Origin of the sequence: Chitinophaga sp. YR573 (assembly GCF_900110995.1) — a bacterium.
Classification (GTDB): Bacteria; Bacteroidota; Bacteroidia; order Chitinophagales; family Chitinophagaceae; genus Chitinophaga.
Map to the genome: position 1 here is coordinate 4581137 of NZ_FOJF01000001.1, position 13957 is coordinate 4595093.

The 13957-nt window shown below is 40.8% G+C and carries 11 protein-coding genes; 3 read left to right on the forward strand and 8 right to left on the reverse strand.

Annotated elements, in window-relative coordinates; all coding sequences use genetic code 11:
* Window positions 1-18: 18 nt before the first annotated feature.
* The 3 genes from BMW86_RS19135 to BMW86_RS19145 all read left to right on the forward strand — a co-directional run bounded on the left by BMW86_RS19135 (window position 19) and on the right by BMW86_RS19145 (window position 3028).
* Window positions 19-1452, forward strand: a complete 1434-nt coding sequence (locus BMW86_RS19135; protein WP_089783313.1) for a RagB/SusD family nutrient uptake outer membrane protein — start codon at window positions 19-21, stop codon at window positions 1450-1452.
* Entirely contained in the window at window positions 1442-2602 is a 1161-nt protein-coding gene (locus BMW86_RS19140; protein WP_177189309.1) for a TlpA family protein disulfide reductase, read from the forward strand. Before BMW86_RS19135 ends, BMW86_RS19140 begins: the two co-directional genes overlap by 11 nt.
* Before the next feature lie 87 nt (window positions 2603-2689).
* A complete protein-coding gene (locus BMW86_RS19145; protein WP_089783315.1) occupies window positions 2690-3028 on the forward strand; it encodes a DUF6122 family protein in 339 nt (112 codons plus the stop codon).
* A 5-nt stretch (window positions 3029-3033) separates the two neighbouring features.
* Here BMW86_RS19145 and BMW86_RS19150 read toward each other — a convergent pair whose 3' ends face one another.
* The 8 genes from BMW86_RS19150 to BMW86_RS19185 form a co-directional block, all read right to left on the reverse strand.
* Window positions 3034-3417, reverse strand: coding sequence for a hypothetical protein (locus BMW86_RS19150; RefSeq protein ID WP_089783316.1), 384 nt, complete (start codon window positions 3415-3417; stop codon window positions 3034-3036).
* 4 nt (window positions 3418-3421) lie between these two features.
* Window positions 3422-4138, reverse strand: a complete 717-nt coding sequence (locus BMW86_RS19155) for a superoxide dismutase (protein WP_089783317.1) — start codon at window positions 4136-4138, stop codon at window positions 3422-3424.
* 8 nt (window positions 4139-4146) lie between these two features.
* On the reverse strand, window positions 4147-5295 hold the full coding sequence (locus BMW86_RS19160) for a chromate transporter (RefSeq protein ID WP_089783318.1): 1149 nt from the start codon (window positions 5293-5295) through the stop codon (window positions 4147-4149).
* Between the two features lie 78 nt (window positions 5296-5373).
* Window positions 5374-6216 carry a chromate resistance protein ChrB domain-containing protein gene (locus BMW86_RS19165; protein WP_089783319.1) on the reverse strand — a complete coding sequence of 281 codons (843 nt, stop codon included), beginning with the start codon at window positions 6214-6216 and terminating at the stop codon, window positions 5374-5376.
* Between the two features lie 105 nt (window positions 6217-6321).
* Entirely contained in the window at window positions 6322-6732 is a 411-nt protein-coding gene (locus BMW86_RS19170) for a VOC family protein (RefSeq protein ID WP_089783320.1), read from the reverse strand.
* A gap of 67 nt (window positions 6733-6799) precedes the next feature.
* Complete coding sequence (locus BMW86_RS19175; protein WP_089783321.1) at window positions 6800-9190, reverse strand: ABC transporter permease; 2391 nt, start codon at window positions 9188-9190, stop codon at window positions 6800-6802.
* Window positions 9191-9392: 202 nt separating this feature from the next.
* Entirely contained in the window at window positions 9393-10790 is a 1398-nt protein-coding gene (locus tag BMW86_RS19180; RefSeq protein ID WP_089783322.1) for an efflux transporter outer membrane subunit, read from the reverse strand.
* Window positions 10791-10804: 14 nt separating this feature from the next.
* A complete protein-coding gene (locus BMW86_RS19185) occupies window positions 10805-13957 on the reverse strand; it encodes an efflux RND transporter permease subunit (RefSeq protein ID WP_089783323.1) in 3153 nt (1050 codons plus the stop codon).

The following is a 13957-nucleotide window of genomic DNA, read 5'->3' on the forward strand; positions in this document are numbered from 1 at the left end:
ATATTAAAAATTAGACAAATGAATCAATTTTCAAAATATTTAATGCCCGGCGCATTTTGCCTGATATTAATGTCATGCGACAAACAGCTTAGCGAACCGCCTGCAAATGCAAGGGTGGACGGCACCGCTATAACGGATCAGAAATCGGCACAAGTTGCACTCAACGGTGTGTATTACCGGTTTGCAAATGTAACCAGTGACAATGTTACCAACTGGGCAACTCATCAGGCATTACCAGCAATGCATGCAGGGATGATCGGATATGGATTTGGAGCCAACAGCGATGAAAAAAATGACAATGTAAACTCTTCCTCTGCTGGTTCTATCTGGAATGAATCGTATCAGCTAATCAATGCTGCAAATGGTGTGATCGATGGTATCAACTCAGTACCTGATGCCTCATTTGCAAATAACAGGAAAACTGAGATCATAGCAGAAAGCCGTTTTTTAAGAGCATATGGACACTTCAGACTGCTCACTTATTTTGCAGAATGGTTTAATCAGAGCAGCAGGAATGGGGTTCTTATCAGGGATAAATTTATTACGTTAAGCCAGGTGCCCAAGGCTCGTAGTACAGTGGCTGAATCTTTTGCTTTTATTCTGGGAGATCTTGATTTTTCCGTTGCTAATGCACCTGTCGGCAATCCAAACTACTATGCTACTAAATGGGCTGCTATGGCGCTAAAAATGCGTGTATTAATGTGCCGTGGTCAGCAATCTGATTATGCAGAGGTTGACAGTTTAGGAAATGCCCTGATTCAAAGCGGCCCCTTTGAATTGGAAAATAACCTGAAAGATCTCTTTTATGTAAATGGACTAAACAGTAAAGAAGTTATCCTTGGTGTGAAACCTCAACCCAGTCAGGAAATCTTCTATTATATTCAAAGCCGGGCATATTATCCTGGCCAGTCATCATTATTTGTGGCAACCCAACAGTTTAAGGACCTGCTGCAAAATGATCCCAGAGGCAGCTGGATGATTGGGCCTGCAACTCCTTATCAGGCTTACTCACCTGATACTTATTATTTCCTGAAATATATTGGTTTAGGGGCCAACACCTCGCAGCTGACCGAAACCTCTTATGCCCTTCGTTTGTCTGAGGTTTACCTGATGATGGCAGAAGCTATAATCCGTACTAATGATGGTGATCTTAATGCGGCAAAATCATTAATCAAAACAGTAATGGGAAAGGCCGGTGTAACCGACTTCTCTGCTGTGGATAATGCCAATACTGTTGATGAATTGCTACTTCAGAATTACTACGAGGTAGAACGTAATCTTACAGCAGAAGATGGGATAGAATGGCTTACATTGATGCGACTGCCATTCGCTACAGTTAAACAACTTAAACCAACCATACTCTCAAATATACAGTTCTATTTTCCTGTGCCAAGATCAGAACTGGATGTCAATCCATTATTTGGTATTCAAAATACTGGCTATGGACAATAATCCTCACCTTATAACATTCATAAAAATGAAAATTCAAAAATATTTTAGAAGTACAATTCTGTTGGCAGGTTGCATGATTCTGGCTGCTATGACCTTCGCTCAGGATAAAGTCACACTCAAAATAGGAGATGCCGCTCCTGAATTAAAATATGCTAAATGGATAAAGGGAACGCCGGTAAAAGCATACAAAAAAGACTACCTGTATGTATTTGAATTCTGGGCTACCTGGTGCGGTCCATGTAAGGCTGCTATGCCACATTTATCTGAATTGGCTAAAAAATATAAAGACAAGGCGACATTTACCGGTATTAACATCTGGGAAAAAACCGGGGACAAACCTTACGAATCATCACTGCCATCTGTTATTAAATTCGTGAATAGTGTCGGAGATAAAATGGCCTATAACGTGGCAGCCGATAACAATGAGCAACATATGGCTAAGAAGTGGATGATTGCGGCAGGACAAAATGGAATTCCTGCAACTTTTCTGTTGAAGGATGGTAAGATCATCTGGATTGGTCATCCGATGGCTTTAGACTCGATTATGGAAGCTGTGCTTGATGGGAAATATGACATGGAAGCCTACAAACAAAAATTCGAAGGCATGACAGTTAAAAATGAGGCTTTAATGGCTAAATTCAAAGCATTAGAGCCCATTCAAAAAGCTTTTCAAGCCAAAGAATATGATAAGGCAACCGCTATGATCGATACTGCTGACGCTACGGACCCGTATGTGAGTCTGCAATTGAAAGTATTGAGGTTTCAAATATTGATTGGTCAGAAAAAAGAAAGTGAGGCCCTGGATTTTGCTGTAAACTGGGTTAAAGAAAACAAAGGTGTGGGAGGTAGTATAGCCGGTGTTATTTTGGGAGCTGACAGCCTATCCCCTAAAGTTTATTTATATGCTGCCGAACTTGGTAAAGATGTGCTAAATGAGGAAGGGGTTGTTACCCCTCTTGTGCATCATTTCATAGCGAAAGCTTATGGGAAAGCAGGAGATCTGAAAACAGCAATCATTGAGGAAGAAAAGGCGTTGCAGGGCGCTAAGGATGCCCTGAAGGAAGGCAAGTTTATAGGTTCTATACTTGATTATACCGTTACTGAGTTTGAAACATCACTAACTGCCTATAAAAAGGAGATTCAAAAATAAAAAAGAATTAATTATCCCTATATCTTTATTGAACCAGGGCATTTGTCCTGGTTCAATATTCTCTGATTGAGATTATACTATAGCATTATGAATCCTGATTTCTTTCCTATCATGCAGGCGGTGGTCCACTACAGCCTGCATTTTTTAGCACCAGGCCTGATAGCATTCCTGTTTTTTAAAAATCAATGGAAACAGGCATGGCTTATAATGATTGCTACTATGCTGGTAGATGTTGACCATTTATTAGCTACCCCAATTTTTGATCCGGGGAGATGCAGCATTGGCTATCATCCACTCCACTCTTATTATGCAATTGCTGCTTATTTTGTAATGCTTCTGTTTCGTAAAACAAGGATAATTGCAATTGGATTGATCTTTCATATGTTTACGGATTGGCAGGATTGTCAATGGTCTGCTATGACATAATTATCTTAATGAAATTTATAACCAGCATCCACTGTCCATACCCATTTTTCAGTTTTAGAGACATAATAGCCCGGAACAATAAGAATGAAATTTCCGTAATCGACGCGTGGAGCCAATCCTAATTTAGGCTCCACTTTACCATGTGAAATATACAGAGATGGGAACGCTCCTACACCAATGCCCCATTTAGGGCTAAGTTTTAGTTTCAGGCCCGGACCACCAACATTAATTGCTACCACATCATTTCCAAATGAAACTGCAGCAATTCCTTCTAAGCCAACCTTAAATCGTTCTTTCTTTTTGACAACTACGGTATCAGGTTTACTGCTTTGAGCAAATAAAGAAAATGCATAAAAAAGACATGTAAACAGGCAAATAGAGATCTTCATATATTTATTTCATGGCAATGTTCAGGCGATCCGCCACATTGTCCCAGTTAATGATATTAAACAGGGTATCTACAAAATCCTGTCTCTTATTTTTGTATTTCAGGTAGTAAGCATGTTCCCATACATCAATCACCAGAATAGGTATCGCACCCCATTGCTGTAATTTCTCATGGTTCTCACATTGCATCACAGTCAGAGAATCAGCATATGGCTGATAAGCCAGTACTCCCCATCCGTTACCGTCAATGTTTTTAGAACTGGCAGCGATATAACCTTTCAGCTTTTCATAGCTGCCAAAGTTCTTTTCTATCTTCTGAAGCAATACTCCTTTAGGTTCGGTTTTCTTATTGGTAAGGTTTGTCCAGAAAATGGTATGTAACAAATGACTACTGAAATGATATGACAGCTTTTTTGTCCAGAAATCGACGGTTTCTAAATTATTGTCGGCAATCGCTTTATTGATCATTTGAATATCTTTATTGGCCCCCTTTACTGCTCCTCCATGATGAAATTCGTGGTGGAGATGCAGGGTTTCTGCGTCCATATAGGGTTCAAGGAATGTTTCGTTATAGGGTAACGTGTTCAGGATAAATTGCCCGTTGGTATCGATCAATTTGTCTGGTGCAGTCTTCTCCATATCATTAGCAAGAATAGCATCAGGCCGAAGTAAACTGGCTCCGCTAATCAGCAAGCCTCCTTTAAGGAATTGTTTTCTGTTCATATCTGTATTTATTGGTGGTAAATATTTTTTATTAAAAAGCCAATACCCGCAGCTACCAGTATTATTACAGGTTCAGGTACTTTTTTATACCGCCATAAAACGGCTACGGTAATCAGGGCTATACCAATAGCATAAGCGTCCGTCAGTGAACGTTTGCCTAAAACAATAACAGCACCTGCAATGGCACCTACTGCCGCTGCAGTAACGCCATCTACAAAGGCTTTAATTCCCGAATGTTTCCCATACTTTCTGAAGTAAGGAGCAGGTAAAACTGTAAAAAGATAACAGGGAAAGAAAGTCGCAAATGCTGCTACACAGGCACCAGGAAATCCAGCTACCAGGTAACCGATAAAGCCTACTGTTATTACTACAGGACCGGGAGTAATCATGGCGACAGCCACAGCATCCATAAACTGTTGTTCATTCAGCCAGCCATATTCTTTCACTACACCACCGTATAAAAAAGGTACAATGGCCAGTCCACTGCCAAACACAAATGCACCAGCCTTGGTGAAATACAACAGGATCTGCCAGAGGGTTTTCCCGGAAGTGTCTAATGATATATTCAACAAAAGAGGTAACCCAATAGTTTTGGTAATAGCAGGTTTGCTGATATTTTGAGGAGGAGATTTTATCAACCAGTATAAGACGCCGGCACCTAAAAAGAGAAATATATTTTCATCTTCCTGCCATATTGTATAAGCAGCAGCCACCAGGTATATAGCCCATAGCAATCTGTTATTGCCTATACTTTTCCGGGTGAGCTTATTGGCGCTCATAGCGATGATGCCAATGACGGCAGCGCCTACTCCGTAAAATATAGTCTGCATCCAGGGAATACCCTGCCAGTGAGTATAAACGAAACCAAGTCCAACTACCATCAGGAAAGACGGTAATACAAAAGCCAATCCCACCAGAGTGGCACCTATGAGTTTATAATGTACATAGCCCATATAAATCCCCAATTGGGCAGCCAGCGGACCTGGAGCAAGCTGGGCAAGAGCAAGTCCTTCCTTATAATCTTCTTCACTGATCCATTTCCTTGTTTCTACCAGGTCCCGGTGCATATAACCCACCAGTGCAACCGGTCCGCCAAATCCCCAGGTACCCAGTTTCAGGAAGTAGATGATGAGATCTTTTAAGCTATAGTCCTTCATTATGCAGCTGAATTTAGCCGCAATTTCCACTTAGTGGTCTTCAATAAATAGAATGAAAACTAACCTTTAGTCTAAATTTTACTTTTTGGGTAAAGTTTTTTTATAAGCAGAAGGGCTTTTACCGGTATACTTCTTAAAAATTCTCGTAAAGTGGCTCTGATCGGAGAACCCGGTCAGGTAAGCAATCTCCGTCAGGGAATGTGTAGTAGTATCTAAAAGCTGAACAGCCTTATCAATCCGTAACTTCCGGATATAATCCCCAAATGAGAGATCATCAAAGTATTTGGAGAACTCACGGGAGAGGTAAGCAGGATGTACCTGTAGTGTTTCTGAAATGCCTTTCAGGCTTAAGTTTAGATTTGTATCTATCTGGTCTTGTATGATCTCTTTCAGTTCTTTGGCCCATTCGGGCACTTTTTTGGCATCTTGTCCCATTTGCAGGAACGCTTTAAAGATATCGAGTAACTGGTTCTCAAATGGCTGCTGAGTATGTTTTATGTGTTGAAGATATTTAGCCCAGCTATAAAGGCCATCATACAACAGCATCGCTTTTTCCAGTAGTAACTGATCGTCTGGTTCATTATGTGCGAGTCCTGCGGAAATAGCCCATAATCCCGATGCCTGTACAGCCAGATCATGGCGGTCAGTATCAGCGCCCCGTATTATTGGTGCCATTATATGAATAGCCGGATCTTCAATTTTATGTTTTTTAATAAAATAATCGAAAGTACATTGGTCATCATAGTGAGTATACTCAACACCTGTTATATCAAATGGCGTGGCGTTTAACTCAGCCGCCTTTTGTATTACCTCTGCAAAAGGAACGTAAATAATCTCTGCTTCAGGATCAATAAATCTTTTAATAAGCCAGGGGCAGGCTAACCGATCAATTTTTGGCCGCTCACGGGTGATCCATTTCATGTAATAGCTATTGTTATCAGCATGTAATTTAAAGAATTACTGAAACGCATGCTTATATCTGTCAAATAAAACACGAAAGCCCGCTTTCGTGTTTTATTGCAATTTCTATATTGTTGTTTCAAATCTTTTCTTTGCTTCTTGTGTCAACGGAGTAAAGAAATTAACCAGATTACCATCAGTATCCCTGAATAACAGCGAACGATTGCCCCAGGGCATAGTGGTTGGTTTTTGCACGACCTGCTCACTAAGTATATTGGTCAACTGCTGGTATTTGTCATCAACGTCATCAACCTGAAATTCAATGATAACTGATCTGTTGCTGGCGGGAGAGGCCACATCATCCCCTCCAAAAAGGGCTAAGGTACGTGTACTTCCTATAGCCAGGGCTCCAAGAGGTGTTCGCAGTTCGGCAAAATCATCAGTATACCATGTAAATGGCATTCCGGTGACGTTCTCATAAAACCCGACCAGGCGTTTAATATCACCAGTAATAATGCGTATTGAAGAAAGATTCATATGTGTTCCATTTTGTTTAGGATAACACAAAATAAATCTACCCGGGTGACAACCCTATGTCAGTAGCCTAGTCTGTTTTCAGACTTTTAACAGGATTGGCAATTGCGGCTTTAATAGCCTGGAAGCTTACAGTAAGTAAAGTAAGTATTAATCCACCACAGCCTGCAATTACAAAGACCCACCAGTTTATGGCTGTGTGATAAGTATATTTCTGCAGCCATTCGCTCATAAGATACCAGGCAACAGGTATTGCAATCAGACAGGAGATACATACCAGGACCACAAAATCTTTTGATAACATCCCCCAAAGATTAGCGACAGAAGCCCCCAGCACTTTACGGATACCGATTTCTTTTGTACGTTGCTCTGCTACAAATGAAGCGAGTCCGAAAAGTCCCATGCAACTAATAAATACAGCAAGAATGGTAAAGAAAGTGGACAGCTTACCTACACGTTCTTCTGTCGCAAATTTTGCAGCAAATTCCCTGTCAGCAAATTTGTAATCAAATGGCGCAGAAGGGATAAATTGCTTAAAGGCCGCCTCCACTTTGGCAATTGATTCACTGGCGCTTTTATTTGGATTAAGTTTGAGAATCATAAAATTCGCATCATGGGAATCCATAAAGTAAATAGTTTGCCTTGCATTATCATATGGAGAATCCATCAGCATGTCTTTAATCACACCAACTATCTTATATTTATTATTACCCCATCTTACGATTGTTCCTACAGGATTTTTAATTCCCATAAACTTCACAGCAGCCTCATTCAATATTATTGCAGAAGAATCAGTAGAAAATTCTCTTGAAAAATCCCTTCCTTCTTTAAATTTCCAGCCTATCGTTTTTCCAAATTCATGGGTAACCCAAATGGTGGCAAAATCAGCATTCAGCTCCGGATCTTTTCCTTGCCATTCAAAACCGTTGTTACTGGCCCATACCCAGGTTAAAGGACTGGATGATTCTGCCATCTCTTCAATAGCTCCCTGATTTTTCAATTCAGTTCTGAGGATATCTAATTTTCCATAAAAATCTTCTGATTTCATTGTAATCATCATCAATCCATCTCTGTTATATCCTACCGGCCTGTTTTTAGAAAACTGGATCTGGTTGTAAACAATGATTGTCCCGATAATTAATGTAAGAGAAATGGTAAACTGAAGTACTACTAAAACCTTACGGGGCATGGAAGCAAAACGCCCAATCCTGAAAGTTCCTTTTAGCACCTTAACAGGCTGGAATGAAGATAAATAGAGTGCAGGATAACTTCCGGCTATGATCCCTGTGAGGAATGTAACGGTTATTCCAATGAGCCAGAAGAAAGGGTTTAACCAGGGGATGACCATTTTCTTATCTGCAACCTGATTGAACCAGGGTAATATCAGTTGTACCAATATTAAAGAGAATATAAAAGCAAACAAAACAACCAGCAATGATTCACTATAAAACTGGTTAACCAGTTGTCCGCGAAATGATCCAATGGCTTTGCGAATACCTACTTCCTTTGCACGTTTTTCTGAACGGGCTGTACTCAGATTCATGAAATTGATGCAGGCAAGGATTAATACAAAAATACCAACAATGCTAAATAACCATACATACTCAATCAATCCGCCTGTTTGTTTACCATCCACCCAATGAGATCTCAGGTGCCAATCCCGCATGGGATGAAGGAATATCTCCGTATGAAGTTTTTTATCTTCCGGGGCTACATTATTCTGTTTAATCTGAATGATCTTTTTATTGAGAGCATCTATATCAACATGATCTGCCAGTTGTACAAGAATCTGGAAAGAATTATTATCCCAATGTGGTTCATCTCTTTCTTTTATTAACCAGGGCTGTGAGGTAATATATAAATCCCAGGGAGCAATAAACTTTAAATCTTTGAATTCGGTATTCCGGGGCAGGTCTTCATATACTCCCGTTACTTTTACATTCAGCTGGTTATCGATCTTTACCAGTTTATTCATAGGATCTGCATCCCCGAAAGCGGCTTTTGCTGCTGAAGCAGAAAGCAGAATGGAATTGGGTTCCTTTAGTCCGTCATAATTTCCTTTCAGCATTTTCAGCGATAACATGGCTGCCGCATCCTTATCCATATAGATGCCTGTTCTTGAAAGTTTCGTTTCTCCTGCTGTGAGTATATGTTCAATTCCCCAGGAAGACATTACGATATACTTAAAATCACTACCATACTTATTTTCTAATTCTTTACCTAATGGGAGAGGAGCGGACTTCTGAGTATATTTTTTCCCGCTAAGAACCTGGTTTTGCATTACCCTCGCAATGCTATTGTAGTTTTTATGATATTTATTAAAGGACAATTCATCATAGATCCAAAGACCGATAAGCAGGGCTACGGTCATGCCTACTGCTAATCCTCCGATATTGATAAAGGAAGAGGCTTTATTTTTAAATACGTTACGCCAGGCGATCTTGAAATAGTTTTTAAGCATGGTGATAGTCTTAGGAAGCTCTTATGCCACTAAGAGAATGCCAGTTTACTATGCCCTTTTAATCAAAAAGTACAATATATATTATTATTTCATATGTTCGGTTTTGATACAATAAGTGTTCGGTTAAGGACAAACGGAAATTCGATATGATACAATGTCAATTGTGCAAGTAACACTTGCACAATTGTGAAGTATACAAAACTTATTTCCATCCCCCTCCCAAGCTTCTGTACAGTGTTACCAGTGATGTCAGTTGTTGTAACCGGTCATCTATGCTGCTTAACTGTGCAGATAAATAACCCTGCTCAGATGTTAATACATCGGTATAGGTGACGTAACCATTTTTAAGCAGTTCGCGGTTATAATCCACAGATCTGAAGCAGGCATCAAGTTGCAGCTTACGGGTTAAGGCTTTATCTTCAACTGCCTTGTAGGTGTATAAAGCGTCAGAAACCTCGCGACCGGCATCAAGCACCGTTTGCTGAAACGTTGCAACGTATTCTTCATATTGTGCTTTAGCAAGCTGCATCCGCTGTTTGTTCAGCCCTTTGTTAAATATAGGCTGTGTTAAACCTCCTACAATATTGCCAAAAATGGTAGCACTTTTAAACAGATCGCCAACAGTTGCTGACTGCCAGCCACCCTGTGCGGTAATACTAAGAGCAGGATAAAAGTAAGCACGGGCTACATTGATCTGCTCAAAGTAGTACCTGACATTATACTCCGCCTGTTGTACATCGGGTCGGTTACTTAGCAATTGTGCCGGCACACCTGTTTGTAATGTGGTGTCCACCTGTTGCGCATCAAGCATGTTTCTTTCAACGGCACCGGGATGCCTTCCTATCAAAACACACAGTGCATTTTCAGTCTGGCGGATACTGTTTTGCAGATCGGGTATGGTGACTTCGGCTGCGTAACGGTTGGCTTCACTTTGTGCAACTGATGCTTCATTTACACGGTTAGCTATCTTTAATGCTTTATTAGTTTCTACATCTTCTTTACGGTTATCTACTGTTTGTGTTGTTATAGCCAGTTGTTTATCGTAAGCCAGCAGGTCATAATAATTGGTAGCAATGTCGGAAATCAGTTTGGTCTGAACAGACCGTTGGTAAGCGTAACTCTGTAGAAGTAATGCCAGTGAACCTTTTTTTGCACTACTTAATTTACCCCACAAATCTATTTCCCAACTGGCATTGCCTATTACAGCGTAAACGTTTTCTGGTGTAAAACCCAGGTTTCCGCCTTGTGTAGCAGCAACTTTTTGCCTGGTGTATTGCGGCCCAACACTTACCGTTGGAAGAAATGCTGCTTTGGTCTGGCGCAAATTGGCTTCGGCTTGTTTGATGCGGGCAACGGCTATTTTTAAATCGTAATTATTGGCAATGCCTTCCTGTATCAAAGCCTGCAATTTGTCATCCTTAAACATTTGTCTCCAGGATAAATTTGCAATGGTAGTTGTATCTGTGGTATATCCGGCGCGGTACAGACTATCTGTTTCAACAGCAGGGCGTATGTAAGTCTGTCTTAGTTTACATCCGGGCAATATCAGTACAGCCACTGCAATTACAGCAGCTGTACGGGTAAAATATTTTAAGTTCATATTGTTTAATTTAATTAATGTGCAGGAGTTACCAGATGAACGGTTGTATCATCGAGCTTCTTTTTTCCACTGAATTTTTCCTGTAATGTTTGAAAAATGATGTAGAGAACAGGGATAATAAATACACCGAATATTGTTCCCACCAGCATCCCACCTACAGCACCGGTGCCAATAGAGCGGTTACCGGCAGCGCCGACACCAGATGACAACATAAGTGGCATTAAGCCCACTATAAATGCAAGCGACGTCATTAATATAGGGCGTAAACGTGCTGTAGCAGCCTCAATCGCCGCAGCTACAATTGTCATACCTTTCTCTCGCCTTGCAACTGCATATTCAACTATCAGAATGGCATTTTTAGCGAGTAAGCCAATCAGCATCACTACAGATATCTGCATGTATATGTTGTTATCTATACCCATTATCCTGGCGAAAAGGTAAGTGCCAAACAAGCCTACCGGCAGGGAGAATAAAACAGCAAACGGTATAATGTAACTTTCATAAAGAGCACTCAGCAAGAAGAATACAAACACGATACAAAGTATATAGATGAAGACTGTCTGTCCTCCCGAATTTACCTCCTCCCGCGATAAGCCAGAGTAGTCAAAGCTGTAACCGGCAGGCAGGGTTTTAGCCGCGGTTTCTCTTACGGCAGTAAGTGCATCTCCACTGCTAAACCCGGGTTTAGGACTGCCAATGACAGATATATTATTATACAAGTTGAACCTCGATAAACTTTGCGGTCCGTTAACAGCCGTAAGTGTCACAAATTCGGATACCGGCGCCATGTTACCGGCTGAATTTCTCACATACACGTTATTGAGGCTCTGCGAATTGCTCCGGTATTTAGCATCGGCCTGTATCATAACCCTGTATTGTTTACCAAACTGGTTAAAGTTAGAAGCATATATACCACCGTAATACCCCTGCATAGTTGACATTAAGTCACTGGTTAAAATACCGGCTTCTTTTGTTTTGGCGACGTTTATATTCATTAAATATTGAGGGTAGTTAGGATTAAACCCTGTAGCACCGTATAAAATTTCGGGACGTTGGTTTATTGCTCCCAGGAAGCCACCGGCTACTTTACTGAAGTTTTCTATGCTACCACCTGTTTTATCCTGCAATTCAATGGTAAAACCACTTGAATTACCAAAGCCCGGTACAGTTGGTGGTGCAAAGAAGATGATTTTTGCATCTTTTATTCCGGCAGTCATTCCAAATAGCTGACCAATTACATCATCTACTTTTATGCCCTTTCTTTCATCCCATGGCTTTAGCTTAAATACAAGCAATCCAAAATTGCTACCCGTACCATTAATAATACTTTGCCCCGTTATTTTTGCCCGGTTAGCAACTACAGGTATTTGCTTCGCCATATTGTCTACCATATTGGCAACCTGCATCGTTTTTTCAAGAGAGGTGCCCGGAGGTAAGCTGATATCAGCGAAAATAGTACCCTGATCTTCATTTGGCACAAAACCGGCCGGCGATGTTTTCATAAAGAAAACCAGTAGTACGGTAAATAAAACCACTGTAGATGGAATGATCCATTTTTTGCGGCTTAAAAAACCTATTGACTTTTGGTATTTACCTTTCAATGCATCAAAACCAGTATTAAAAGCCGCATAAAACCTTTGTAACAGGTTTTTCCTGGGCCCATCATGTTCTTCATGTGGTTTCAGAAACAAGGCACACAATGCAGGACTTAGCGTTAAGGCATTGATCGCCGAAATAACAATTGCGGAAGCCAACGTTAAACCGAACTGTTTAAAAAACACCCCCGAGCTACCACTGATAAACGAAACCGGAACAAACACAGCTGCCATTACCAACGTGATAGCTACAATCGTTCCCCCCAATTCAGACATGGCATCAACAGATGCATTGTACGCTGATTTATAACCTTCATCCAGCTTGGCATGTACCGCCTCTACGACGACGATGGCATCATCCACCACAATACCAATGGCCAGCACCAATGCAAAAAGAGTAAGCAGGTTAATGGTAAAGCCAAACAGGCTGAGACAGGCAAAAGTACCAATGATGGACACCAATACCGATATACCGGGTATCAGGGTTGAACGAAAATCCTGAAGAAAGAGAAAAACGACAATGAAAACCAAAATATAGGCTTCTATTAAGGTGTGCACTACTTTTTCTATGGATGCACTTAAAAAGTCATTCGCGTTCAATAAGGACACATAACTTACACCTTCGGGAAAAGATGCGGAAGCTTTATCAAGTGTAGCAATGGCATCCTTAATGATGGCCTGGGCATTGGAACCGGCTGTTTGGCTTATAGAAATAACGGTTGCTGGCTGATCGTCTGTATTCATGGTGGATGAATAAGTGAGGGAACCCATTTCCAGCCTTGCAATATCCTTTAAGCGTAATAACTGGCCGTCAGTTTTGGAACGCATAATAATGTTACCAAACTGTGTGGTATCTAACAACCGGCCAGTATATTTAATTGTGTATTGAAAAACCTGGTCGCTGTTTTCTCCAAATTTACCAGGTGCAGCATCAAAATTTTGTTCTGCAAGCGCGTTGTTCACATCTGCAGGAGTGATGCCGTAAGTCGCCATTACATCCGGCTTCAGCCAAACGCGCATTGAATAGTCTTTTGTACCAAATGACACCACGCTGCCTACACCATTTATCCGTTTAATTTCCGGTATAAGATTTATGTTGGCATAGTTGCTTAAAAATGTCTGGTCATATGACGGATTATCACTTTTAAGCGCAAAAATAAGCAGGTTACTACTTTGCTGCTTATCTACAGTTACACCTGCTTTGGTTACTTCAGCAGGCAGTAGATTAGTGGCCCTTTGAACCCTGTTCTGCACATTTACAGCGTTTATATCAGAGTTTGTGCCCAGCTTAAAGTAGACGGTTATTGTAGCATCACCATCATTAGTGGCTGTAGATGTCATGTAGGTCATTCCTTCCACACCATTTATCTGCTCTTCCAGCGGTACAATAACGTTTCTTTGAATTACATCTGCGCCGGCACCGGTATAAGTAGCCGATACCTTAACAGTAGGCGGGGCGATTTCAGGGTATTGGGTAACAGGCAGCCCTAAATAAGCTAATACCCCAAGTATTACTATGATTACCGATATTACTGTAGATAAAACCGGTCTTTTTATGAATATTTTAAGCAT